We start from the raw sequence: 21,616 nt of genomic DNA, 5'->3' as shown, positions 1-21,616 counted from the left end.
GTGCTGAAAATCGTGACCTTTCTGCGGCTGCTGCTGCTGGCCGCGCTGCTCGGTGGTCTGCTTGGCGCGGCCCATGCACGTGAACCCAGATCCCTGGCGAGGGTCGCGTTGGCCGACTTGCCACCGGAGGTAATGCAGACCCTGCTTCTGATCCGGCAGGGTGGACCCTTTCCCTACCCGCGCAAGGATGGGAGTACTTTTGGCAATTTCGAGAAACGCCTGCCCTTGCAGGCACACGGCTACTATCGGGAGTACACGGTACCGACACCGGGTAGCCGAGACCGTGGAGCGCGCCGAATCATCGCCGGCGATGGGCGCGGCGGTGATGTCGCCAACTCCAGCGAGTTCTATTACACGGATGATCATTACCGCAGTTTCCGCCGCATACGCGAATAGCCATGAGCCAGAACGACTTGCAGAACCTGCTCGAAGATGCAACACAAGCCGGGATCTACCACTTGCCCTGGAGTGCTCACAGAGTCGTCAAAGCCGCTGCGGAAGCCGCCGGCTTCGCCTGCTTTGACCTCAGTTTTGGCGACTCCGACCGTGTCGACATCGTACTCGCTAAACTCGGACGAGATCTCGACTTTCCCGAGTGGTACGGACACAACCTCGATGCCCTGAAGGATTGTCTGACCGATTTTTCGTGGTGTGAAGCCGCAGGTTATGTACTGATCATCACCCGGGCTGAAATCCTGGGAGCCCAGGACCCGGCGGCTTTTCATGCCATAAACGAGGTATTTGCCGCGGCCATTGCCGAATGGCGCTTGCAGGGTTTACCGATGTGGGTGTTTTACGATCTTCGTGCTGACGGACTGGCGGTTCTCCCGACCCTGGCATGAAGCAATACAAGCGACCGGTGTCGGTGCTGGTCGTGATCCATACCCGGGATCTGCAGGTGCTGCTGCTCGAACGTGCTGCCCATGCAGGCTACTGGCAATCGGTCACCGGCAGCCAGGAAAACGATGAGCCATTGCTGACAACTGCCATCCGGGAAGTCGGCGAGGAAACCGGGATCCAGGTGCGCGCCGAGGATCTGCTGGATTGGCGGCTCAGCAACTGCTACGAGATTTTTGCCGAGTGGCGTCATCGTTACGCTCCGGGGGTCCTGCACAATACCGAGCACGTCTTCTCGCTGCTGCTTCCGGCAGCACAGCCGGTCACCGTCGCTGCCGAAGAGCATTTGCGTTACTGCTGGTTGCCGTGGCGCGAAGCGGCCGCGAAATGTTTTTCGTGGAGCAACCGCGACGCAATTCTCATGCTGCCGGAGCGGATGTCTGTGCGCTGAGCCGCTGCTCCAGGCAAGTTGAGCAGTAACAGCCGACAGCAGCAGCGCCCGGTTCCAGGGTAAGCGTCGGCTTTTCCATACACCAGCAAGTGGAGTGGCCGACCACCGCACCGCAGACAAAGGCGGTGCCGCAGTCCGTACACCGCGTCGTCATGGTGTTTTCCGGGAGTATTGGCATGTCCTCCTCTCAATCCTTAGCCAGCAGGCCTTCGGTGATCCAGCGCTGGAGAAAACCGGCGGCCGTCTGCGCCGGTTCCGGCACACCGGACTCGGCGATCAACGTGCAACAGTCGGCGAAACTGGCCGCTTGGGTCAAGGCTTGCAGGGCCGCCGCTTCGCAGGCTTCGGCAGATCGCCAGCAGCAATCGAGCGCCGGTCGCCAGATCAGCAGCACATGCGGCAATCGTTGCGGTTCCTCGCTGGCGACTTCGCTATTCGCATTGAGCGCTTTCCAGACCGGCTCGACACGCCACGCCAGATCGATCAACTGCAAGGAAGGCAGGGGTCTGAATCGCCGCAGAGGCCAGTCTTGCAGCGGCAACGCAGCGAGGTCGTCACGGGTGAGAGCGGCAGCATCTGCAGCGTCGAACGCCGTACGCATCGCCCAGTCCATCCGCGCCAGGTCGAGCAGCGCGGGGTGTGGCAAGCGCCCTGGCGCAGCGTCGAGAAACTCCACCAGCCTGTGGCCGAACCAGCGAATCGAACGGAAATGTGATGGATGTTCATCGATATACGCGCGCGCCAGAAGATCAAAAGCGTCATCGCCGAGCGCCCGCTGCAGAACCGGGAAATTGTCGCGCAGGGCCGCCGTCAGACGGGCACGGTAAGCCTGCAGGTAAACGCCGATACCACCCGCCAGCAGTGCTCCCTCCGCAGCAAACAAATCCGGGGTGAAATTTTCCAGCAGAATGGCTTTCTGGAAACGCTGCTGCAACTCTGCCAGGGTACTCATGCGGCCTGTTCGATCTGGGTGTGTTGTGCCCGCGTGCGAGCATAATCGAGTTCGGCGATGAGCACCGCAAGCGGCGGCATGTTGTCGTCGCGCTCGATCATCGTCGGTATTGGACCAAGTCGCCCAACGGTATAGGCGTACAGATCCCAGACGGCCTCACAAATCGGCTGATCGTGAGTATCGATGAGGTAGCTGCCATGCTCCTCGTGTCCGGCCAGATGGATCTGGCGAACCACCGCAGGCGGTATGGCATCGATGAAGGTGTGCGGATTGAAATGGTGATTGACGCTGCTCACGTAGACATTATTCACGTCGAGCAGCAACTCACAGCCGGTATGCCTGACCAACTCGCGAATGAACTCCCATTCGCTCATCTCGTCAACCCGGTAGCGCACATAGCTGGAAACGTTCTCGAGCAACAGCGGCTGGCCGAGAGCCTCCTGGACCTGTGCCACGCGTGGCTCGAGTTGCCGCAGTGCCGCCTCGGTGTAAGGCAGTGGCAGCAGGTCGTGGAGGTTCAACGATCCGGTTCCGGTCCAGCACAGATGGTCCGAAACCCAGGCAGGCTCAACGCGGTCGACCAGCGCCCGCAACTGCCGCAAGTACTCCGGATCCAGGGCATCGCTGCCACCGATCGAGAGCGAAACACCGTGCATCACCATCGGATAGTCGCGGCGGATGCGATCGAGATAGTAAAGCGGTTTACCACCCGCGACGAGATAGTTCTCGGATATGATCTCGAGCCAGTCCACCCCTCGTGGTGACTCGACAAAATCCCGGTAATGTTCGGTACGCAGGCCCAGGCCGAAGCCTTTGATGGTCTCGCGCATGGCGTCTCCTTCAGGTTGGCGCCGGGGGTGACCACCTGCCGGTCGGCAGCCCGGTCACGCCCCCCTGCATCGAGCTTACTTGACCACCTTGCCACCCGCATCGGTGCATTCCTTGGCGCTGGCTTTGGTCACCCAGCCCTGGCCCTTGCAGGCATTGGTCCCCTTGCACTCGCTCTTGGCCGTCTTGCATTCGGAATGGCCCTTGCACGAGTTGATGCCGGCACAGTGTACCGGGCCTCCTTCCGCAGCGTGGACGGTCGGCGCCAGCATGCCGCCAGTGGCAAGAAGGGCAGCCGCAGCGGCGGCGATAGCGACACCAGACAGTTGATTCGACATTTCTTTCTCCTCTTTAGTGGATGGATTGGGTCAAAGCTGGCCGTTCTGAAACCAGTTCTCTGACATTGCTTAGACGCATGCAGGCTGGAATTACTTACACCAAAGGCAAATATTTTTTCACCGCCATTCTGGAGCTTGGGTTTGATGTGGAAGTCGCGTATGCGATTCACGAATCTCCCCTCCCCCCTCGCGGGGGCGAAGGCGGGGTTTCGCGGAGCACTGCTCCGCGCCGCCGCAGCCGGCCCGCGATGCAGCGCGGGCCGTGGGAGGGGTCGGGGGAGAGGGAAACGGTCATGACTTTCATGATCGGGGGTGTCTGGAAAAGTCATGACCGTTAGTTGGACGAACTTTTCTGTCCATTAGCACTCTCAGGCAACGAGTGCTAAAATGAAACTTGTCATCAGTAACGTGCAGGAGGAATCATCCACATGACCCAGGCCTTGGCATTTCCGACGGTTTCTGCCGTCGGCAGTATTGACGCTTATATCCAGGCGGCCAGGCAGTTTCCGCTGCTGAGCAAGGAAGAAGAATTTCGTCTGGCCACCCGCTTTCGTGATGAGGAAGATCTCGATGCGGCACGGCAGTTGGTGCTTTCGCATCTCCGCTTGGTGATTGCCATCGCGCGCGGATACCTCGGATACGGTCTGCCACACGCCGACCTGATCCAGGAGGGAAATATCGGCCTGATGAAAGCGGTGAAGCATTTCGACCCCAGGCACGGAGTACGTCTGATTTCGTTCGCCATCCACTGGATCAAGGCCGAGATTCACGAGTACGTCCTCAAGAACTGGCGAATGGTCAAAGTGGCTACGACCAAGGCGCAGCGCAAACTGTTCTTTAACCTGCGCGGCATGAAAGCGAACAGCAATGGCTTGAGTTCCTTGCAGGTGGCGGATATCGCGCAGCGCCTGAGCGTCAAGCCGGACGAAGTGATCGAGATGGATACTCGTCTATCGGGTCATGATCTGGCGCTCGAAGGCGATAATGAAGAGGAAGACGCGTTTGCTCCGATTGCCTATCTGTCGGACCATTCGAGTGAACCGTTACGTGTGCTTGAAGCACGCGCGCGTGCGTACTTACAGAACGATGGTCTGCAAAGTGCCCTGACAGGTCTGGATGCGCGTAGCCGCCGGATTGTCGAAGCGCGCTGGCTGACCGATGACAACCCGGCGACCCTGCACGAACTGGCGGCGGAATTCGGTGTATCCGCCGAGCGGATTCGCCAGATTGAAGTCAAGGCGATGCAGAAAATGCGTGCAATTCTGGCGCCCCTGGTGGAGCAAACGTGAACCGAAGGGACCAGACTGCCGTCCTCAGCAAAGCGCGGCTCTACAGGCCCATCTGTTGCAGTATGGCTGCACGCCGTTCCTGTAGTCAAAGTCTGACCAGTTTGCCGAGTTCGCGGATGAAGGCCGTTGGATCAGGGTTTTCTGGGTAGCGGAAGACCACAAGACCTCGTCGATCTACCAGATGGATATGGCGGCTTTCACTTCCTCCGAGAATATCCATCAGTTTGGCGTCTGTCGCTCTAACCAGGACCAGGTCGGGGTGTGATGCCATCAGACCAGGCGCTGGTGTCGTGGCATCGGTGATCACCCAAAGGCGGTCGATACGCTCCATATTGCGTCCCTGCGCGGTACGTGCCTGCCGTGTCAGATAAAGCGTGTGCTGGCAGCGCGCATCGCAGGCGCCGGGCGCCGCAAAAATCACCAGCCACTTGCCACTGACTTCTGGATGCTCCAGTCGGGTGCCATCCGGACGTTGCAGGAATTCAAACGGAAGTGGCACAGGGTCAAGCGGCAGACCAACGGTCGCCTTGACCTGCGGCGGTGAGACATAGCGAAAGTACAACGCAACAAGAAGCGGCAACAGGCCTATCGCAACGATCGCCAGCAGCGTCCATCTGCCCCTGGTCTGACTCGAAGCTTTCAAAACGCTGGCCGGAGCCCAGCTGACAGGGACGTCCTGGCCCGCCTGTTTCTCTGAGGTCATTTCTTTCGCCATGCAAGGAGTCCATAGGCCACGGCCATGAGCGCAAAAATCAGCCACATGGCCGCATAGCCGTAATGTTTCACCGCCGGATTGTCAGGAGTACCCCAATCGCGTACCAGACCATCGCCTTCCGCACCGGTTTGCATCAGAATTACCGGTAACGCGTCCAGGCCACTGCGCTGACGGTAGTCCTCTTCCCGCACATGCTGCCAGATGGCTCCCTCCGGTGGGGTTTTCTGCAATTCGAATGTCCTGGTTTCAAAGCTGTGAGTCACGCCGGCAATCTCGATTTCACCTACTGGCGATGCCAACGACGGGATGTCAGAACGTAGTCGCGGCGCAGGTATCCAGCCGCGGTTGACCAATACGACGGATGCACTGCCCGACAACTGCAAAGGCGTGAGTACATGATAGCCGGGGCGACTACGATAGATCTTGTTGTCCAGAAAGATGGTTTTCTCCTCCAGCCAGTGACCGCGTGCGGTTGCCGCCCTGTCGATCAGGCTCTCGCGATCGCGCTGCTGCGCGGACAATTTGATTGGTGTCGAGACAAGGGCGGACTGCTCGCGCGCAAAGCGCTCGCCGCGTGTTTCCGCACGCCAGAGTTGCAGGCGGGACATGGCGAGACAGGTCAGAACCACCAGAAGGACCACAAGCAGGTGCAGAGGCCCGCGCTTGAGGGAGAAGATCGACATCTGCAGAACGCTGTTCCCGGGTTGTTGTCGTATGCGAACCGAAAGTCCTAGACTACGGTAGACTGTGATCTTTCAGGAGGGAAATTCATGCGCATCTTCGTCGTACTGATGCTGATTGCCATCATTGCCAGTCTCGGCAGCGCCCTGGTGTTTATCTATCGCGATCAAGGCCCGGACAAAACCAGAGCGGTGAAGGCACTTTCCTTCCGTGTCGGCCTATCGTTTGGGCTGTTTCTGCTATTGATGGCTGCCCACTGGCTTGGCTGGATCGTTGAACGCCTGTGATTGCGAGGTTAATGTGAAAGTCGCGTATGCGACTCACGAATCTCCCCTCCCCCCTCGCGGGGGAGGGGTCGGGGGAGAGGGAAACGGTCATGACTTCATGATCGGGGTGCCTGGAAAAGTCATGACCGTTAGCGGTGGCGCACATCTTGGTGCGCCACGCGTCAGGAAGTTACAGCCAATAGACAACGACGAACAGGCCGAGCCAGACGACGTCCACAAAGTGCCAGTACCAAGCAACCGCTTCAAAGGCAAAGTGTCGCTCCCCGGTGAAGTGTCCCTTCAACGCCCGCAGGAGAATCACGGTCAACATCGTCACGCCGAGCGTCACGTGAAAACCATGGAAACCGGTCAACATATAAAAGGTTGAACCGTACACCCCAGTGGTCAGCTTGAGATTGAAGTGGCTATAGGCTTCGCGGTATTCGTACACCTGCAGGCCCAGGAACAACAGACCGAGCAGCACCGTCAAGATCAGGCCGACGATCAACTGCTGCCGTTTGTTGGCGACCAATCCCCAGTGCGCCCAGGTCACCGTGGCGCCCGAACTCAGCAGCAGCAGGGTATTGATGGCCGGGATTCCCCATGCGTGCATCGGAGTAAAAGCGTCCTTGGCCGCAGGACCGGCAGTTGGCCATTGATTTTTGAAGCCTTCCCAAAGCGCAGCCTGCTCCGCACTCGCCAAGTCAGGAATGGACAATACGCGGACATAGAACAACGCGCCAAAGAAAGCCGCGAAGAACATGACCTCGGAGAAGATGAACCAGGCCATTGACCAACGGAAGGAACGATCTACCTGCAGATTGTAGCGCTGGCCTTCCGATTCACCGATCACACGTCCAAACCAGCCGAACAGCATGACCGTCAGAACGGCGAACCCGCCGAGCAAAAAGTATCCGCCGTAGGCAATCGAATTAAACGTCAGAATGGCGCCGGTTGCCAGCAAGAGCAACGCAAACGACCCAACCACCGGCCAGTGCGAAGGCTCGGGAACGAAATAGCGGCTTGCGGATGCGGGGTGACTCATCTTGATTCCCTCCAAATCATATTGTCGTTATGGCCCTGTTACCTTGTTCATGTGTCCATCAATGACGACTGCTGTAAATTGCCACAGTTACCAGCGTAAGTACAAAAACCAGCATGAAAGCCAGTGCTGTGATCAACAGCTTCAACGGCGACAACGGTGGTGCATCTTGCTCGTACGGTTTGTGCCCACGCACCCCCAAAAGCGCCCAGGCAACGGTACGAATGGTACGAAACAGGCCGTTCTTCGGCGATTGTGGATTCACCAACACATCGTTCAAGTCCGGACTTCCGCAGACGTCGCCAATGCCTTCGCGCCACCTGCCGGCACTTCGAAAAACGTATACGAAAGGGTAAGCGTAGCAACGTCATCAGGCAGCTTCGGATCAATCAGGAACACGACGTCCATCTCGCGCACCTCGTGCGGCGCAAACGTTTGCTGCTTGAAGCAAAAGCACTCCAGCTTCTTTACGTAGCCACCTGCATGCTGCGGCCCGTAGCTGGGAACAGCCTGCCCGATCACGGTGCTGTCGCGCGTATTCTCGACGCGATAGATCACGTGCACGATTTCTCCGGTCTTGACCGCAAGGCTGTTGGTCTGAGGACGAAAGAGCAAGCCTCCGTCATGACTGTTGGCATCGAACTCCAGCGTCACGGGACGTCCCGGGAGAGACGACACAGCGACCTGCTCCGCACGGTCGATGTCGTACAGGCCAGTCCATTCGCAAAATGCCCGGTACAGGCGCGGTTGTGCGGCCACGAACAGCAAGCTGCCAACGACCACGATCACGAGAATCGATGCGATGCGGACGTTACTGCCGACCCGCGGGCGCGAGTCGGCAGTGGTCGATCCAACCGGGCTGAGCTCAGGATTCAAGAGCTGGCCATCCACTGGCGAATGATGAAACTCAGAAATACGGCTGCTGCGAACAGGGCAAGGCCGACCGCGATGCGACGGCTGCCCTGCTCGCGCGATGATGTATCGTCGTGGGTCATGCGTGTGCCTCGGCCGCATCAAACGCTGGCGGATCTTCAAACGTATGGTACGGTGCGGGTGAGGGAACAGTCCACTCCAGTCCGTGCGCGCCATCCCATGGCCGGCTGTCCGCCTTGGCACCGCCTTTCACTGCCTGAAAGACGACGATCAAGACCAGCAACTGGCTCAAACCGAAGCCAAAGGCACCAACGCTGGAAACCACGTTGAAGTCCGCGAACTGTTGCGAATAGTCAGGAATCCGTCGCGGCATGCCTGCCAGGCCGAGGAAGTGTTGCGGGAAAAAGGCGATGTTGAAGAAGATGATCGACAGCCAGAAGTGCAGTTTCCCCAGACCTTCGTTGTACATGTGACCGGTCCATTTCGGCAGCCAGAAATAGAGGCCGGAATAGGCAGAGAAAAGCGCTCCTGCGACCATGACGTAGTGGAAGTGGGCAACGACATAATAGGTATCCTGCAACTGGATGTCCACCGCTGTCATGGCCAGCACCAGGCCAGTAAGCCCACCGATGGTAAACAGAACGAGGAAACCGAGTGCAAACAACATCGGCGTTTCAAAGGTCAGCGACCCGCGCCACATGGTGGTGACCCAATTGAAGACTTTCACCCCTGTCGGCACCGCGATGAGCATCGTCGCATACATGAAGTAGAGCTGGCCTGTGAGCGGGATGCCCGTTACATACATGTGGTGCGCCCAGACAAAGAAGGAGATCAGACCGATCGCGGCAATCGCATAGACCATCGAGGTATAGCCGAAGAGATGCTTGCGCGAGAATGCCGGGATCACATGGGAAACGACGCCGAAGGCCGGCAAGGCGATGATATAGACCTCAGGGTGGCCGAAAAACCAGAAGATGTGCTGGAACAGCACCGGATCACCACCACCGGCTGCATTGAAGAAAGTAGTCCCGAAATGGCGGTCGGTCAGCAGCATGGTCACCGCACCGGCCAGGATCGGCATCGAAGCAATCAGCAGAAAACCCGTGACCAGCCACGTCCAGCAGAACAGCGGCATTTTCATCAGAGTCATGCCGGGTGTACGCAGGTTGAGTATGGTGGTGACGATATTGATCGAACCCATGATCGATGACATGCCCAGGATATGGACGGCAAAGATGGTCATGTCCATCCCTATCCCCATTTGTACCGACAGTGGGGGGTAGAGGGTCCAACCGGTTCCGGCAGCGCCGCCGGGCACGAAGATCGACACCGTCAGGAGAATGGCGGCTGGCGGTAACAACCAGAAACTCCAGTTATTCATCCGCGCAAACGCCATGTCGGAGGCGCCGATCATCATCGGGATCATCCAGTTGGCGAAGCCGACGAATGCCGGCATGATCGCGCCGAAGACCATGATCAGGGCATGCAGGGTCAGCATCTGGTTGTAGAACTCCGGGGACACGTACTGCAGTCCAGGGGAGAAGAGCTCCGCGCGAATGATGAGCGACATCGCACCGCCGACGAGGAACATCACGAAGCTGAACCACAGGTACATCGAACCGATGTCCTTATGGTTGGTGGTGGTCACCCAGCGCTTCCAGCCGCTCGGATAGTGGGCGTGGTCGTCATGATGGTGGTCGCCGGCATGTCCGGCAGTGTGCGTGGCTTGCATAATCAGTTTCTCCTGAGGGCCGGCAGCGCGATCACTTGCCGCGACGCGCCTTGACTTCGGCGGGTTGAATGACTTCGCCGAGCTTGTTGGTCCATGCGTTCCGTTCGTAGGCGACAACGGCCGCGATATCCGTATCACTCAACTGTGCACCGAAGGCCGCCATTGCGGTACCCGGCTTGCCGTTGATGACGATGTCGAGATGTCCTTCTTTCGGACCCTTGACAATCTTCGATCCGTCCAGAGCGGGGAAAACGGGCGGCAATCCCTGTCCGTTCGCCTGGTGGCAGGAAGCACAGTTGGCCGCGTAGACCTTCTCGCCGCGGGCAAGCAGTTCATCGAGCTTCCAGACCTTGTTCGGATCGTCCGCAGCCGAAGCCATTTGCTGCTTCTGCTCGGCAACCCAGGCGGCGTACTTTTCATCGGAGACGACCTCGACCACCACCGGCATGAAGCCGTGGTCCTTGCCGCAGAGTTCCGAGCACTGGCCGCGGTAAGTGCCTTCCTTGTCAGCACGGAACCAGGTATCGCGCAGGAAACCGGGGACTGCATCGGTCTTCACGGCGAATGCCGGGACCGACCAGTTATGAATCACATCGGTCGCCGTCGTGAGAATGCGCACCTTTTTTCCAACCGGCACCACCAGCGGGCGATCGACCTCCAGCAGATAATGTTCGCCCTTGGGTGCCTTGTTTTCGATCTGGTCGCGTGGCGTGGCGAGCACACTCATGTACTTGACTCCGGCAGCGTCGCCGGTGAGGTATTCGTAACCCCACTTCCACTGATATCCAGTGACCTTGATCGTAAGATCGGGCTGCGAGGTATCGCGCATGTTTACCAGTGCCGACGTAGCCGGGAAGGCTATCGCGATCAGGATCAGCGCCGGCACGATGGTCCAGGCCAGTTCCACGGTCGTGTTGTCGTGGAAATCAGCCGGCTTGTGGCCCCTGGACTTGCGATGAAAAATTAGCGAATAGGTGACGACCGCAAAGACGCCGACGAAAATGACGACGATCACCACCGTCAAGAGCGTATGGAGGTCGTAAACACGCCGGGCTGTAGCGGTCACGGGTTCCTGCAGATTGAGTTGCCAGGCGGCGTTTGCGGCGCCACTGAGCATACCGAGCAACCCGAGCAGCCCGGCCTTACCCAGTCGCAAACGATTCAGGTAGCGGTTCTTGTTTGAGTATCGTGCCATGTTCTCCCTCTCCCCCACCAAGTGCATTCACCACGCAGAGCAGCATTGGCGCAAGCACCTGACGTTTTTGAAAATCTACCAAAAAGGGCTCGTGCGAACCCCGTTCCAGTTTCTCACCAGCCGCAAAGGCTAACACAATATAATTGATATGGATCAATTCGCAGGCAAAAAAATCAAGGAAGCAAAGGTCGCGGTGATCGCAAGCATGATCCTGTGCCAGCGGGCTGCGGGCACCCCGACGGTGGTGCGCCACACCGGAGCTCCTTCGCGGCATCTCAGAATTACAGGAACATCTTGTCCGGATGTTGCGTCCAAGGGATGCATTGGCTGCCGGTGGCGCTGCGCCATGATTCGTCACGAAAGCGAATACAATCACAATGTTGGGGGGACTTGTTGCCAACGAAGTGTAGCCCCGTGCTAGAATTTCCCGGCCGATACCTTGATTTGTATCAAGTCCAGCCAGTTTACTCGGGGAGGCTGGCCATTGTGGAGAGGATTAATGAGCCTGGTTGCAGCCCGGACACTGACAGGACGAACTTGGGTGGCTCGCCCGAACCAGTCGCTTTCGGTGACCGAGCGCAACTGGGTGTTTGTCGCCATGGCCGCAGCTTCGAGTACGATTGCAATCGTTTTTTTGTATTTCGGCGCCTGGCCGGTGCTGCCTTTTACCGGCATCGAGCTTGCCCTGCTTTGGTGGGCACTGCGACATAGCGAGGAAACAGCAGAGGATTTCGAGAGAATTGCGCTTGAATCAGGGCAACTGACGATCGAAACCCGCCGTGGCGCCCTGGCTGAGCGGCACGCATTTCAGCCGTACTGGGTGCGCCTGCAGTATGTGAAGCCGCAGGGACAAAGCAGTCATCGCTTGTTGATCCGCTCGCATGGACGGGAAGTCGAAGTCGGCCGTATGCTGACAGAAGAGCAGAAAAAGGCACTCGCCTCAGAACTGAAACAAAGCCTCGGTGCTGCCTGGCCCGACAAGATATCTAAGGAGACAAATTGAAGGCACTTCATCGTTTCTGTCCACGAGCGGGCGTTTCGCTATCGACTCTGCTTGCGGCGCTGCTTCCATCGCTGGCCCTTGCTCAGTACAGCTGGGACTTCCCCACACCAGTAGGCGCGGTCAGCCGCAATACGCTCCAGATACACAGCTATTTCATGATCATCATCACCATTCTGTTCGTCGTGGTGCTTGGCATCACGATCTACTCGATGTTCAAGCACCGCAAGAGTGCCGGCCAGCAACCGGCCAAGTTTGCAGGGCCGACCGGAACGGTACAGTGGCTGTGGGCAATGGTGCCGTTCGCCATTCTGCTGTTCATCGACTACATCCTGATCGGCATCCACTTTACCGGCTGAATCGCAACACGCAGCTTCCACAGGCAAAGAGGCCCCACCAAGTCGCACGGGCTCTGCCGAACTATCACGGGTCGGAGAAAACAGTAAGATATGGCCGCTATCAGCACAAGCTCCCGTCGTTCGACCGGACAACGCCTGGGAGCTTTCTTCGAGTTGTGCAAGCCGCGGGTTAACAGCCTGATCGTGTTCACCGCAATGATCGGGATGTTTCTCGCCACGCCGTCATTCCCGCCGTTCGGACTGTTTGTTGCGGCATCAGTCGGTATTGCTCTGGTCGCCGGCGCTGCGGCAGCGATCAATTGCCTGATCGAAAAACACATTGATTCGTTGATGGCGCGTACGCGCGCACGCCCGACGGCGCGTGGAGAAGTCTCGTACACGGAAACCCTGACCCTGGCAACTCTCGTCGGCGGCTTCGGCTTATGGATCCTGTACAGCTTTGTCAATCCCCTGACGATGTGGCTGACGCTGGCCACCTTTCTCGGTTACGCCCTGGTTTACACGGTGCTGCTGAAGCCGGCGACACCGATGAACATTGTCATCGGTGGTGCTTCTGGCGCGATGCCACCGCTCCTGGGCTGGACGGCGATCACCGGTCAGGTGGGCCCCGAGGCTCTGGTCCTTTTCCTGATTGTTTTCATCTGGACACCGCCGCATTTCTGGGCGCTCGCTTGTTACCGTTGTGCCGACTACGCCAAGTCGGGCTTGCCGATGCTGCCGGTGACGCACGGCATCCGCTTCACCTGCCTGCACAGTCTGCTCTACGTGGTCATGCTGACCGCCGCGACGGTACTGCCTTACACGCTGGGAATGAGCGGCCCCTGGTATCTGCTTGGCGCACTGGTCCTCGATGTGATTTTTCTCGTCTACAGCGTCACGCTGTGGCGTGATTACAGCGACAAGCTGGCGAGACTGACTTTTCGCTATTCAATCATCTATCTGACGCTGCTCTTCGCGGCCCTGCTGGCTGACCATTTCCTGCGCTGAAACGTCGGCGGCGAGTGCTGCCAGCAGCTTCTCGTGGATACCGCCAAAGTCGCCGTTGCTCATCACCAGCACCTGGTCACCAGCGCATGCGGTACTGGCGATGCGAGCCACCAGGCGGCCGAGATCATCTTCGATGATTACCCTCTCGCCCAGCGGAGCGAGCGCTTCGGCGGCGCTCCATCCGAGATTCGCGGCATAGCAGAAAACCAGATCGGCGTCGCCGAGGCTGGCGGGCAGCGAGGCTTTCATCACTCCGAGCTTCATGGTATTCGAGCGCGGCTCCAGGACCGCCAGAATGCGGTTGCTGCCCACCTTGCTGCGCAAACCCGCCAGCGTCGTCGCAATTGCCGTCGGGTGATGGGCAAAATCGTCGTAAACATGGACATCGCCAACGGCCCCCCGCAACTCCAGACGACGCTTGACATTCTTGAAGCGTGACAACGCCGCCAGGCTTCTGGCAATAGATACCCCGGCATGCCTGGCAGCGAGCAGGACGGCAACCGCGTTGCTGCGGTTGTGCGTACCGGTCAAGCCCCAGTTCGTACTGCCAAGCAGTTCGTCGCCGTGCAACAGCTGCAGCGACCCATCGACATCGTTCCCTTCCGCCCGCCAGCCAGCGGTGTCGTTGAAGCGCTTCACCGGAGTCCAGCAGCCCCTGGCCAGAACTCGTTCCAGGTTGCCGTCGGCGGCGTTCGACACAATCAGTCCATGGCGCGGCAAAGTGCGAACGAAATGGTGAAATTGTGTCTCGATCGCTGCCAGATCAGAGAAAATGTCGGCATGGTCGAATTCGAGATTGTTCAGGACGAGCGTGCGTGGGCGGTAGTGAATGAACTTGGAGCGCTTGTCGCAGAAAGCGGTATCGTATTCGTCGGCTTCGATCACGAAGAACGGAGTGTCCGTGTTGCTGCCGGACAGACGCGCCGAAACTCCGAAATTCACCGGCACGCCACCAACCAGGAAACCTGGACTCAGCCCGGCGTCTTCAAGGATCCACGCCAGCATCGCGGAAGCCGTTGTCTTGCCGTGCGTTCCAGCCACTGCCATCACCCAGTGTTCCTTGAGAATATTCTCGGCCAGCCATTGCGGACCCGAAAGGTAAGGCAGACCGCGGTCAAGGATTTCCTCGAGCAGGGCGTTGCCACGCGTAATGGCATTGCCGACCACGTAGCAATCGGGTTCGAAAGCCGTCTGCGCGCTATCGTAGCCTTCGATGACTTCGATCTCGGCAGCTTCAAGCTGCGTACTCATCGGTGGGTAAACGCCACTGTCACAACCTGTGACGTGGTGCCCCGCGGCGCGCGCCAGCTGTGCAAGGCCCGCCATGAAAGTGCCGCCGATGCCGAGGATGTGAATATGCATGTCCCGAATCCAAGTTAAAATCAGGCTGAAGAGGCGCGATTGTACCCTTGCCAGAGTCTTTGCGCGCCCGGACGAGCACTCTGCCATCGCCAGACCACTTCGGGATTCACCAATGAGCGGCCGACAGGATCGCCAGCGTAATTCACAGCAGCGCAGCCATTTGGCTGCGCTCGCCGCCCGCCTGATGGCCCAGGACGGTATCAGCGATCTCACCCTGGCCAAACGCAAGGCGGCACGCGGCCTCGGCTTGCCGGAGAGCGTAGCCATGCCTGACGACAGTGAAGTCGAGGCTGAACTGCGGATCTATCAGCGCTTGTTCCAGGACCAGGAACAGCAGGCGAGAAGCCGGCATCTGCTGCGCACCGCAGCCCGGCTGATGGCGACGATGCAACGCTTCCATCCCTATCTGACCGGGTCGGTGCTCGATGGCAGCGCTGGCCGCCATGCCGAGATCGATATCCAATTGTTCCCGGATAGTGCCAAAGACGTTGAAATCTTCCTGCTCAACGAGGGCATGGCTTTCCGCCATAGCCTTCCGCGTACCGATCGTGCCGAGGCAGTTCTGACGATCGTTGGTGATGACGCCGTTGCCAACCTCGTCATCTACCCGCGTGACGAGGAGCGTGTGAGCTTCAGGACGCGTGACGGCAAGATTCGGGAGCGCGCCCGACTGGACGTCGTCAACAGGCTGCTGGCCGCCAGCTGCCCCCCTGCCCCATGAGAAGCGCCGTGCTGATCGGCCTGCTGGCCGCTACCCTGCTGGCCGCTATCTACGCCGCATCGCAACTTTCCGGTACGCCGCAGCAGGCTTTGCCGGCCGTCACCACCGAGGCTCTGGCGCGCCTGTTCGCCAGTCGTCTCGATGACGTGCACGGGAAGTCGCATCCGTTCTCGCGTTGGCAAGGAAAAACGCTGGTCGTCAATTTCTGGGCCACCTGGTGCCCACCCTGCCGGGACGAAATGCCTGCGTTTTCGCGACTGCAGGACCGCCATTTGCTGCAAGACGTGCAGTTTGTCGGCATTGCTCTCGACACCGAAGACAGTATCCGAACTTTTGCCGAAACCTATCCGGTCAGCTACCCTTTGCTGATCGGCGGCGCAACAGGCGTCGAACTCGCCCGGCAACTCGGGAACACTCAGCTAAGCCTCCCCTATACTCTGGTGATCAGTCCGCAGCGTGAACTCCTGCTGCTCCGACTCGGCCCCTTGTCCGAGAGTGAACTGGAGCGTATCCTGCAGCAGGCGGTGACGCGCTGAAGACGTCTTGCTGGACAAAATGCCGCCATTTGCGGCAAACTGACGGCCATGAAGAAGCAAACTTCGTCGAAAACCGACGCCACGCCGGATGTCCCCCGACTGCTCGTCCTGCATGGGCCCAATCTCAATCTGCTGGGCACTCGCGAACCCGCATACTACGGTTCAAGCACGCTTGCCGAGATCAATCTGGCACTTGCTCACCGTGCCGAGTCCGCCGGCGTGCATCTCGAAACCTTCCAGAGCAATCACGAGGGCGCATTGATCGAGCGCGTTCATGCCGCCCGCGCCCAGGGTGTCCGTTTTCTGATCATCAATCCTGCGGCCTACACGCATACCAGCATCGCCTTACGCGATGCTCTCGCCGGCACCGGCATTCCCTTCGTCGAAGTGCACCTGTCCAACGTACATGCCCGTGAGCCGTTTCGCCAGCACTCGTATTTTTCTGAGCTGGCGATTGGCGTCATTAGCGGCCTGGGTAGCGAGGGTTATCTGCTGGCGCTGGAATATCTCCTGGGCAGGATCGCTGCAGAGCGAAACCTTTGATCGCCTGCGGGCTTGTCCTGGCGCATGCTCCAGGCTTGGCCACAAACAAGAACGACTATCTGGAGTGAATCCATGGATCTGCGAAAACTGAAGAAACTCATCGACCTTGTCGAGGATTCGAGCATCACCGAACTCGAGATCAACGATGCCGAGGAACGGGTCCGCATCGTCAAGCAGGGCGGCGGCATGGCGCAGCATGCCTACGCGCCGCCGGCCGCATTGCCGCTTGCCCCGCCAGTAGCGGGGCCAACTGCCACGCTTGCCGCAGCGGAGGAAACCGATCTTCCGGAAGGAGATATCATCAAGGCGCCGATGGTCGGCACCTTCTATCGTGCATCGAGTCCCGGTGCTGAACCCTTTGTCGAGGTAGGCAGTATGGTCAAGGTCGGAGATACGCTCTGCATCATCGAAGCCATGAAGCTGCTCAACGAGATCGAAGCCGAGCGGGGGGGAACGATCAAGGCGATTCTGATCGAGAACGGTCAACCGGTCGAATATGGTGAACCCTTGTTCATCATCGGCTAACCGTCATGACTTTTCCAGGCACCCCCAATCAGGAAAGTCACGGCCGTTTCCCTCTCCACCAACCCATCCCCCGCGAGTGTGGAGGAGAGATTCGTGAGTCGCTGACGCGACTCGCGCATTAGGAGAACCGTCCGCCATGTTCGGAAAAGTCCTCATTGCCAATCGCGGAGAAATTGCCCTTCGCATCCAGCGCGCCTGCCGCGAACTCGGGATCAAGACAGTGGTCGTTCATTCGGAGGCGGACCGAGAAGCCAAGTACGTCAGATTGGCCGACGAGTCGGTCTGCATTGGTCCGGCGCCTTCCGCCCAGAGCTATCTCAACGTACCGGCAATCATCTCGGCGGCCGAGGTCACTGACGCGCAGGCCATTCACCCAGGCTATGGCTTCCTCTCCGAGAACGCCGACTTTGCCGAGCGGGTCGAATCCTCCGGGTTCGTATTCATCGGGCCCAGACCGGAGACCATTCGGCTGATGGGCGACAAGGTCTCCGCGAAGGAGGCCATGCGCATCACCGGAGTCCCCTGTGTGCCCGGTTCGGAAGGTGCGTTACCCGACGACCCCAGGGAGATCGTGCTGATTGCCAAGGCCGTCGGCTACCCGGTGATCATCAAGGCCGCGGGTGGAGGGGGTGGACGCGGGATGCGCGTCGTCCATACCGAAGCAGCGCTGATCAACGCCGTGAACATGACCCGTTCGGAGGCACAAAGCTTTTTCGGAAATCCCAACGTCTATCTGGAGAAATACCTGGAAAATCCGCGCCATGTCGAGATCCAGGTCCTGGCCGACAGTTTCAGGAATGCAGTCTACCTTGGCGAACGCGATTGCTCGATGCAGCGCCGTCACCAGAAGATCATCGAGGAAGCGCCGGCCCCCGGCATCCCCAGCCGGTATATCGTGCGCATCGGTGAGCGTTGTGCCGAAGCGTGCCGGCGCATCAACTATCGTGGTGCAGGCACCTTCGAATTCCTGTTCGAGAATAACGAGTTCTACTTCATCGAGATGAACACCCGCATCCAGGTTGAACACCCGGTCACCGAGCAGATCTCTGGGGTCGATCTCGTTGCCGAGCAGATCCGCATTGCTGCCGGTGAAAAACTGCGCTTCAGGCAGCGTGATCTGACTTTCCGCGGCCACGCCATCGAATGCCGGATCAACGCCGAAGATCCCTTCACTTTCGTTCCGTCGCCAGGCAAGATCAGTTTCTATCATCCGCCGGGAGGGCCCGGAATTCGCGTGGACTCGCATATCTATCAGGGCTATACCATTCCGTCACACTATGACTCGATGGTCGCCAAGGTGATCGCCTATGGCGACAGTCGCGACCAGGCGATTCGTCGCATGCGCATTGCCCTCTCCGAAATGAGCATCGAAGGCATCAAGACGAACATCGCACTGCATCAGGATCTCATGCAGGATGCCCGTTTCATGGAGGGCGGCACCAGCATCCACTATCTGGAGCAAAGACTCGCCGCCAAGGACGAGGTCAACAAGGGCGGCTGATCGTCGCCGAATCACGATGGCCTGGCTATCTCTGAGCATCCAGACCGACTGCCAACACGCCGAGGCGCTTGCTGACGCCCTCCTCGATGCAGGCGCACTGGCAGCCAGCATCGAGGATGCGGATGCTGGCACACCCGATGAACAGCCGCAGTTTGGCGAGCCCGATTCAATCAGCCGGCCGGGCTGGAATCGTTCACGGGTCATTGCGCTGCTCAAGCCGGACAGCGATGCCAGGCAGCTTCTGGCAAGCTGCGCGGCGCTGGCCGGTCTCGATGATTTGCCGGCCTTCACACAGGAAGAGGTGGCCGATCAGGACTGGGTGCGACTGACGCAATCGCAGTTCGAGCCGATTCGTGTCTCGAAGCGCTTGTGGATCGTTCCCTCATGGCACCAGGCCCCGGATCCACAAGCAATCGTCCTGGTGCTCGATCCCGGCATGGCGTTCGGAACGGGCTCGCATCCGACGACCCGGCTTTGCCTGGAATGGCTTGAGCGCTGTGCGCTCCCTGGGATGTCGATGCTCGATTACGGCTGCGGCTCCGGGATTCTCGCCATCGCCGCGGCCAGACTCGGTGCAGGCGAGGTGGTCGGCGTCGATATCGACCCGCAGGCGGTGATCTCAGCCAGGCAAAATGCCGAGGGGAACGGGGTCAACGCCCGCTTCCAGGATTCGGCACAAGAGTTGCATTCTCAGTTCGACATCGTGGTAGCGAACATCCTTGCCAATCCGCTCAAGGTCCTGGCACCGTTGATCAGCGCGCACGTCCGCTCAGGTGGTAGGCTCGCGCTGTCGGGAATTCTCTTCTCGCAGGCGGACGAGCTGATTGCAGCCTACGCGCCCTACCTGCCGCTTGGCGTTGCTGACACTCGCGACGGCTGGGTCTGCCTGGCGGGCGTCAAGGCATAAGCCGTGAAAACCTGCTGCCCGAGCTGCCAAACGATCTTCCGTGTCACTTCCGAGCAGATCCGCGCGCGTGCCGGAAAAGTCCGCTGCGGGCAATGCCGCACAGTGTTCAATGCCATCGACAGCCTGCTCGACGACGACGCGCCGCTGCTGACCCCGATCCCCCCGGATCAGGCGACGGTAGCGGCTTCTTCGGATCCCGCGACGGCAGCCGTGCAAACCTGGGAGGAGCCAACCCATCGCCCTGCCCCCGCCACCGGCCTGTTATTGCCGCCAGTTCCCGAGCCGACCGATATGCAGCCTGCCGACATTCCCATCGAGTCTGCGCCATGCTCTTCTGAACCAGGCATCACCAGTGCCGAGAAGCCCCTGGCAGAAAGTCCGGTGCGGCCTCATGAAACGCGCGCAATGCCAGGCTACGGCGGCTGGCTCGAAGGGGTGGTGGGCAGGCCGGCGCGGCCGGCCGACAAGGCCATGACCAGCAGGACATTCGCGACCGTCGCTGCACTGCTTGCCGTGATGCTTGCCTGCCAGTTGGTGTTTCATTTTCGTACGGCCATCGCGATCGGCATACCCGGCCTGCGACCAGCGCTGACGGCGCTGAGTGATGCCTTGGGAACCGGCATGCCGCTACCGCGCCATTCAGAGTGGGTGAGCATCGAGAACTCGGAATTGCAGATCGATCCGGGACGCAACAAACTGCTCGCCCTGCAAGCTACGCTGCGCAATCGGGCAGCATATGCGCAGGCCTACCCGGCGCTCGAACTGACGCTCACCGACAGCAATGACAGGGTGATCGCACGCCGCGTTTTGCAGCCTGATGAGTATCTGTTACCTTCGCTGCTGCCAGAGGAATCATTCGCAGCCAATGCCGACGTCGAGATCAGGCTATGGATCGAGGCCGGCGGGATCAAAGCTGCCGGTTACCGGCTTTACGTCTTCTACCCTTGATTGCGTGTTCCAGAGGGCTGCGGGTGCCGAGCAGGCCTTGCCGCCATTCCTTCCCATTCCACCTCAGACCCTAAAACCCCGGAAAGTCCATGTCTACGCTCATTTGCGGCTCCATCGCCTTCGACAACATCATGGTCTTCCATGATCGTTTCAAGAATCACATCCTGCCCGAGCAGATTCACATTCTCAATGTTGCTTTTCTGGTACCCGAGATGCGTCGGGAGTTTGGCGGTTGCGCAGGCAATATCGCTTACAACCTCAAACTGCTCGGTGGCGAACCCTTGATCATGGCCACGGTGGGCGACGATGCCGACCCCTATCTGTTGCGACTCGATGACTACGGCATCAAGCGCGCACATGTGCGCCGGATTGCCGGCAGCTTTACCGCGCAGGCCTTCATCACCACCGACCTCGACGACAACCAGATCACCGCCTTCCACCCCGGCGCGATGATGTACTCGCATCTCAATCGGGTCGCCGACGTCGAAGGGGCAACACTCGGCATCGTCGCTCCCGATGGTCGTGACGGCATGCTGCAACACGCGCAGGATCTCGCGGCGACGGCCGTGCCCTTTATCTTCGACCCTGGTCAGGGCTTGCCGATGTTTTCTGGCGACGAACTGATGAATTTCATGCGCCTCGCCAATTACGCCTGTTTCAACGATTATGAAGCGAAGCTGCTGTGCGACCGAACTGGCCGATCGCTTGAGCAACTCGCTGGCGAAGTGGAAGCGCTGGTCGTCACCCTGGGTGGTGCCGGTTCACGAATCTATGCCGGCGGCCATTGCCATGAGATTCCCTGCGTTCAGGCCGAGGCGGTCGTTGACCCTACTGGATGCGGTGACGCTTACCGCGCGGGCCTGCTCTACGGAATTGCCGCCGGCTGGGGCTGGAAAAAGATTGGTCAGCTTGCAGCGGTGATGGGCGCTGTCAAGATCGCCCATCGGGGTGGCCAGAATCATCGTCCAAGCCGGGATGCAATCGCCGAGCTATTCGCCAGGGCTTTTGCAGCGCCCCTCTGGTAAGCG

At 59.4% G+C, this 21,616-nt stretch carries 30 protein-coding genes; 16 read left to right on the top strand and 14 right to left on the bottom strand.

Going from position 1 to position 21,616, the window contains the following annotated elements:
• The 3 genes from V5B59_RS22875 to nudB are packed head-to-tail and all read left to right on the top strand — an operon-like array spanning nt 1 to nt 1,288.
• A complete protein-coding gene (locus V5B59_RS22875) occupies nt 1-396 on the top strand; it encodes a ribonuclease domain-containing protein (RefSeq protein ID WP_372703681.1) in 396 nt (131 codons plus the stop codon).
• Between the two features lie 2 nt (nt 397-398).
• The gene (locus V5B59_RS22870) at nt 399-842 is read left to right on the top strand and encodes a barstar family protein (RefSeq protein ID WP_169070717.1); all 444 of its coding nucleotides are present in this window, start codon (nt 399-401) and stop codon (nt 840-842) included.
• Nucleotides 839-1,288 (top strand): dihydroneopterin triphosphate diphosphatase, encoded by a 450-nt coding sequence (nudB, locus tag V5B59_RS22865; protein ID WP_169070718.1) that lies wholly within the window; start codon nt 839-841, stop codon nt 1,286-1,288. Before V5B59_RS22870 ends, nudB begins: the two co-directional genes overlap by 4 nt.
• On the opposite strand, the gene V5B59_RS26415 is transcribed toward nudB, so the two are convergent.
• The 4 genes from V5B59_RS26415 to bufA2 form a co-directional block, all read right to left on the bottom strand.
• Complete coding sequence (locus V5B59_RS26415; protein ID WP_408612963.1) at nt 1,257-1,442, bottom strand: cysteine-rich CWC family protein; 186 nt, start codon at nt 1,440-1,442, stop codon at nt 1,257-1,259. The two genes, nudB and V5B59_RS26415, sit on opposite strands and share 32 nt — an antisense overlap.
• Before the next feature lie 33 nt (nt 1,443-1,475).
• Nucleotides 1,476-2,240: an HvfC/BufC N-terminal domain-containing protein gene (locus tag V5B59_RS22860; RefSeq protein ID WP_169070720.1), complete on the bottom strand. Its 765-nt coding sequence runs from the start codon at nt 2,238-2,240 to the stop codon at nt 1,476-1,478.
• Complete coding sequence (gene bufB / locus V5B59_RS22855) at nt 2,237-3,070, bottom strand: MNIO family bufferin maturase (RefSeq protein ID WP_034917116.1); 834 nt, start codon at nt 3,068-3,070, stop codon at nt 2,237-2,239. Before bufB ends, V5B59_RS22860 begins: the two co-directional genes overlap by 4 nt.
• Before the next feature lie 75 nt (nt 3,071-3,145).
• Nucleotides 3,146-3,406, bottom strand: coding sequence for a BufA2 family periplasmic bufferin-type metallophore (gene bufA2 / locus V5B59_RS22850; RefSeq protein WP_034917118.1), 261 nt, complete (start codon nt 3,404-3,406; stop codon nt 3,146-3,148).
• Between the two features lie 428 nt (nt 3,407-3,834).
• Between bufA2 and rpoH the strand changes: the two genes are divergently transcribed.
• Nucleotides 3,835-4,695: an RNA polymerase sigma factor RpoH gene (gene rpoH, locus V5B59_RS22845; protein ID WP_169070721.1), complete on the top strand. Its 861-nt coding sequence runs from the start codon at nt 3,835-3,837 to the stop codon at nt 4,693-4,695.
• Between the two features lie 85 nt (nt 4,696-4,780).
• Here rpoH and V5B59_RS22840 read toward each other — a convergent pair whose 3' ends face one another.
• Both V5B59_RS22840 and V5B59_RS22835 read right to left on the bottom strand, forming a co-directional pair.
• On the bottom strand, nt 4,781-5,410 hold the full coding sequence (locus tag V5B59_RS22840) for a hypothetical protein (protein ID WP_169070722.1): 630 nt from the start codon (nt 5,408-5,410) through the stop codon (nt 4,781-4,783).
• Complete coding sequence (locus tag V5B59_RS22835) at nt 5,395-6,093, bottom strand: SURF1 family protein (RefSeq protein WP_169070723.1); 699 nt, start codon at nt 6,091-6,093, stop codon at nt 5,395-5,397. Before V5B59_RS22835 ends, V5B59_RS22840 begins: the two co-directional genes overlap by 16 nt.
• Before the next feature lie 87 nt (nt 6,094-6,180).
• Here V5B59_RS22835 and V5B59_RS22830 point away from each other — a divergent pair, with 87 nt between their 5' ends.
• The gene (locus tag V5B59_RS22830; protein ID WP_169070724.1) at nt 6,181-6,378 is read left to right on the top strand and encodes a twin transmembrane helix small protein; all 198 of its coding nucleotides are present in this window, start codon (nt 6,181-6,183) and stop codon (nt 6,376-6,378) included.
• 169 nt (nt 6,379-6,547) lie between these two features.
• Here V5B59_RS22830 and V5B59_RS22825 read toward each other — a convergent pair whose 3' ends face one another.
• Genes V5B59_RS22825 through V5B59_RS22795 form a run of 7 tightly spaced genes read right to left on the bottom strand, consistent with a single transcriptional unit; the run spans nt 6,548 to nt 11,452 of the window.
• The gene (locus V5B59_RS22825; RefSeq protein WP_034915739.1) at nt 6,548-7,402 is read right to left on the bottom strand and encodes a cytochrome c oxidase subunit 3; all 855 of its coding nucleotides are present in this window, start codon (nt 7,400-7,402) and stop codon (nt 6,548-6,550) included.
• 58 nt (nt 7,403-7,460) lie between these two features.
• The gene (locus V5B59_RS22820) at nt 7,461-7,670 is read right to left on the bottom strand and encodes a DUF2970 domain-containing protein (protein WP_288130716.1); all 210 of its coding nucleotides are present in this window, start codon (nt 7,668-7,670) and stop codon (nt 7,461-7,463) included.
• Nucleotides 7,671-7,675: 5 nt separating this feature from the next.
• Nucleotides 7,676-8,290, bottom strand: coding sequence for a cytochrome c oxidase assembly protein (locus V5B59_RS22815; RefSeq protein ID WP_288130696.1), 615 nt, complete (start codon nt 8,288-8,290; stop codon nt 7,676-7,678).
• Nucleotides 8,272-8,394, bottom strand: coding sequence for a cytochrome oxidase small assembly protein (locus tag V5B59_RS22810; RefSeq protein ID WP_211203417.1), 123 nt, complete (start codon nt 8,392-8,394; stop codon nt 8,272-8,274). Before V5B59_RS22810 ends, V5B59_RS22815 begins: the two co-directional genes overlap by 19 nt.
• Nucleotides 8,391-10,004 carry a cytochrome c oxidase subunit I gene (gene ctaD, locus V5B59_RS22805; protein ID WP_034915728.1) on the bottom strand — a complete coding sequence of 538 codons (1,614 nt, stop codon included), beginning with the start codon at nt 10,002-10,004 and terminating at the stop codon, nt 8,391-8,393. The genes V5B59_RS22810 and ctaD overlap by 4 nt, the downstream gene beginning before the upstream one ends.
• A 31-nt stretch (nt 10,005-10,035) precedes the next feature.
• A complete protein-coding gene (coxB, locus tag V5B59_RS22800; RefSeq protein ID WP_248594906.1) occupies nt 10,036-11,121 on the bottom strand; it encodes a cytochrome c oxidase subunit II in 1,086 nt (361 codons plus the stop codon).
• A gap of 25 nt (nt 11,122-11,146) precedes the next feature.
• Nucleotides 11,147-11,452, bottom strand: a complete 306-nt coding sequence (locus V5B59_RS22795; protein ID WP_169070727.1) for a hypothetical protein — start codon at nt 11,450-11,452, stop codon at nt 11,147-11,149.
• Nucleotides 11,453-11,698: 246 nt separating this feature from the next.
• Between V5B59_RS22795 and V5B59_RS22790 the strand changes: the two genes are divergently transcribed.
• From V5B59_RS22790 to cyoE, 3 genes are all read left to right on the top strand, one after another.
• A complete protein-coding gene (locus V5B59_RS22790) occupies nt 11,699-12,202 on the top strand; it encodes a DUF2244 domain-containing protein (RefSeq protein WP_034915731.1) in 504 nt (167 codons plus the stop codon).
• Complete coding sequence (locus V5B59_RS22785) at nt 12,199-12,558, top strand: cytochrome c oxidase subunit II transmembrane domain-containing protein (protein WP_034915734.1); 360 nt, start codon at nt 12,199-12,201, stop codon at nt 12,556-12,558. The genes V5B59_RS22790 and V5B59_RS22785 overlap by 4 nt, the downstream gene beginning before the upstream one ends.
• 90 nt (nt 12,559-12,648) lie before the next feature.
• Complete coding sequence (cyoE, locus tag V5B59_RS22780) at nt 12,649-13,545, top strand: heme o synthase (protein ID WP_169070729.1); 897 nt, start codon at nt 12,649-12,651, stop codon at nt 13,543-13,545.
• Here cyoE and mpl read toward each other — a convergent pair.
• On the bottom strand, nt 13,486-14,907 hold the full coding sequence (mpl, locus tag V5B59_RS22775; RefSeq protein ID WP_169070730.1) for a UDP-N-acetylmuramate:L-alanyl-gamma-D-glutamyl-meso-diaminopimelate ligase: 1,422 nt from the start codon (nt 14,905-14,907) through the stop codon (nt 13,486-13,488). The genes cyoE and mpl overlap by 60 nt on opposite strands.
• A 112-nt stretch (nt 14,908-15,019) precedes the next feature.
• On the opposite strand from mpl, the gene V5B59_RS22770 reads away from it, so the two are divergent.
• The 8 genes from V5B59_RS22770 to V5B59_RS22735 all read left to right on the top strand — a co-directional run bounded on the left by V5B59_RS22770 (nt 15,020) and on the right by V5B59_RS22735 (nt 21,613).
• Entirely contained in the window at nt 15,020-15,628 is a 609-nt protein-coding gene (locus V5B59_RS22770) for a hypothetical protein (RefSeq protein WP_034910171.1), read from the top strand.
• A gap of 8 nt (nt 15,629-15,636) precedes the next feature.
• On the top strand, nt 15,637-16,164 hold the full coding sequence (locus tag V5B59_RS22765) for a TlpA family protein disulfide reductase (RefSeq protein ID WP_169070731.1): 528 nt from the start codon (nt 15,637-15,639) through the stop codon (nt 16,162-16,164).
• Between the two features lie 48 nt (nt 16,165-16,212).
• Nucleotides 16,213-16,707 carry a type II 3-dehydroquinate dehydratase gene (gene aroQ, locus V5B59_RS22760; RefSeq protein ID WP_169070732.1) on the top strand — a complete coding sequence of 165 codons (495 nt, stop codon included), beginning with the start codon at nt 16,213-16,215 and terminating at the stop codon, nt 16,705-16,707.
• Between the two features lie 72 nt (nt 16,708-16,779).
• Nucleotides 16,780-17,232 carry an acetyl-CoA carboxylase biotin carboxyl carrier protein gene (accB, locus tag V5B59_RS22755; protein ID WP_034910176.1) on the top strand — a complete coding sequence of 151 codons (453 nt, stop codon included), beginning with the start codon at nt 16,780-16,782 and terminating at the stop codon, nt 17,230-17,232.
• 136 nt (nt 17,233-17,368) lie between these two features.
• Entirely contained in the window at nt 17,369-18,733 is a 1,365-nt protein-coding gene (gene accC, locus V5B59_RS22750) for an acetyl-CoA carboxylase biotin carboxylase subunit (protein ID WP_034910178.1), read from the top strand.
• A 16-nt stretch (nt 18,734-18,749) separates the two neighbouring features.
• Nucleotides 18,750-19,640, top strand: a complete 891-nt coding sequence (gene prmA / locus V5B59_RS22745; RefSeq protein WP_034910180.1) for a 50S ribosomal protein L11 methyltransferase — start codon at nt 18,750-18,752, stop codon at nt 19,638-19,640.
• A 3-nt stretch (nt 19,641-19,643) separates the two neighbouring features.
• Entirely contained in the window at nt 19,644-20,588 is a 945-nt protein-coding gene (locus V5B59_RS22740) for a DUF3426 domain-containing protein (RefSeq protein ID WP_169070733.1), read from the top strand.
• 89 nt (nt 20,589-20,677) lie between these two features.
• Nucleotides 20,678-21,613, top strand: a complete 936-nt coding sequence (locus tag V5B59_RS22735) for a carbohydrate kinase family protein (RefSeq protein ID WP_169070734.1) — start codon at nt 20,678-20,680, stop codon at nt 21,611-21,613.
• Nucleotides 21,614-21,616: the final 3 nt, after the last annotated feature.

Origin of the sequence: Candidatus Accumulibacter contiguus, assembly GCF_036625285.1 — a bacterium.
GTDB lineage: Bacteria > Pseudomonadota > Gammaproteobacteria > Burkholderiales > Rhodocyclaceae > Accumulibacter > Accumulibacter contiguus.
This window is presented reverse-complemented; position numbering and strand designations above follow the sequence as displayed.

What these genes read in the sequence shown, in the direction of transcription:
- ctaD (WP_034915728.1), bottom strand. Translation starts at nt 10,004, where the DNA reads ATGCAAGCCACGCACACTGCCGGACATGCCGGCGACCACCATCATGAC.
- cyoE (WP_169070729.1), top strand. Translation starts at nt 12,649, where the DNA reads ATGGCCGCTATCAGCACAAGCTCCCGTCGTTCGACCGGACAACGCCTG.
- V5B59_RS22770 (WP_034910171.1), top strand. Translation starts at nt 15,020, where the DNA reads ATGAGCGGCCGACAGGATCGCCAGCGTAATTCACAGCAGCGCAGCCAT.
- nudB (WP_169070718.1), top strand. Translation starts at nt 839, where the DNA reads ATGAAGCAATACAAGCGACCGGTGTCGGTGCTGGTCGTGATCCATACC.
- V5B59_RS22860 (WP_169070720.1), bottom strand. Translation starts at nt 2,240, where the DNA reads ATGAGTACCCTGGCAGAGTTGCAGCAGCGTTTCCAGAAAGCCATTCTG.
- V5B59_RS22835 (WP_169070723.1), bottom strand. Translation starts at nt 6,093, where the DNA reads ATGTCGATCTTCTCCCTCAAGCGCGGGCCTCTGCACCTGCTTGTGGTC.
- bufB (WP_034917116.1), bottom strand. Translation starts at nt 3,070, where the DNA reads ATGCGCGAGACCATCAAAGGCTTCGGCCTGGGCCTGCGTACCGAACAT.
- V5B59_RS22840 (WP_169070722.1), bottom strand. Translation starts at nt 5,410, where the DNA reads ATGGCGAAAGAAATGACCTCAGAGAAACAGGCGGGCCAGGACGTCCCT.
- mpl (WP_169070730.1), bottom strand. Translation starts at nt 14,907, where the DNA reads ATGCATATTCACATCCTCGGCATCGGCGGCACTTTCATGGCGGGCCTT.
- V5B59_RS26415 (WP_408612963.1), bottom strand. Translation starts at nt 1,442, where the DNA reads ATGACGACGCGGTGTACGGACTGCGGCACCGCCTTTGTCTGCGGTGCG.
- V5B59_RS22790 (WP_034915731.1), top strand. Translation starts at nt 11,699, where the DNA reads ATGAGCCTGGTTGCAGCCCGGACACTGACAGGACGAACTTGGGTGGCT.
- V5B59_RS22810 (WP_211203417.1), bottom strand. Translation starts at nt 8,394, where the DNA reads ATGACCCACGACGATACATCATCGCGCGAGCAGGGCAGCCGTCGCATC.
- accB (WP_034910176.1), top strand. Translation starts at nt 16,780, where the DNA reads ATGGATCTGCGAAAACTGAAGAAACTCATCGACCTTGTCGAGGATTCG.
- V5B59_RS22830 (WP_169070724.1), top strand. Translation starts at nt 6,181, where the DNA reads ATGCGCATCTTCGTCGTACTGATGCTGATTGCCATCATTGCCAGTCTC.
- V5B59_RS22825 (WP_034915739.1), bottom strand. Translation starts at nt 7,402, where the DNA reads ATGAGTCACCCCGCATCCGCAAGCCGCTATTTCGTTCCCGAGCCTTCG.
- V5B59_RS22870 (WP_169070717.1), top strand. Translation starts at nt 399, where the DNA reads ATGAGCCAGAACGACTTGCAGAACCTGCTCGAAGATGCAACACAAGCC.
- aroQ (WP_169070732.1), top strand. Translation starts at nt 16,213, where the DNA reads ATGAAGAAGCAAACTTCGTCGAAAACCGACGCCACGCCGGATGTCCCC.
- V5B59_RS22735 (WP_169070734.1), top strand. Translation starts at nt 20,678, where the DNA reads ATGTCTACGCTCATTTGCGGCTCCATCGCCTTCGACAACATCATGGTC.
- rpoH (WP_169070721.1), top strand. Translation starts at nt 3,835, where the DNA reads ATGACCCAGGCCTTGGCATTTCCGACGGTTTCTGCCGTCGGCAGTATT.
- prmA (WP_034910180.1), top strand. Translation starts at nt 18,750, where the DNA reads ATGGCCTGGCTATCTCTGAGCATCCAGACCGACTGCCAACACGCCGAG.
- accC (WP_034910178.1), top strand. Translation starts at nt 17,369, where the DNA reads ATGTTCGGAAAAGTCCTCATTGCCAATCGCGGAGAAATTGCCCTTCGC.
- coxB (WP_248594906.1), bottom strand. Translation starts at nt 11,121, where the DNA reads ATGCTCAGTGGCGCCGCAAACGCCGCCTGGCAACTCAATCTGCAGGAA.
- bufA2 (WP_034917118.1), bottom strand. Translation starts at nt 3,406, where the DNA reads ATGTCGAATCAACTGTCTGGTGTCGCTATCGCCGCCGCTGCGGCTGCC.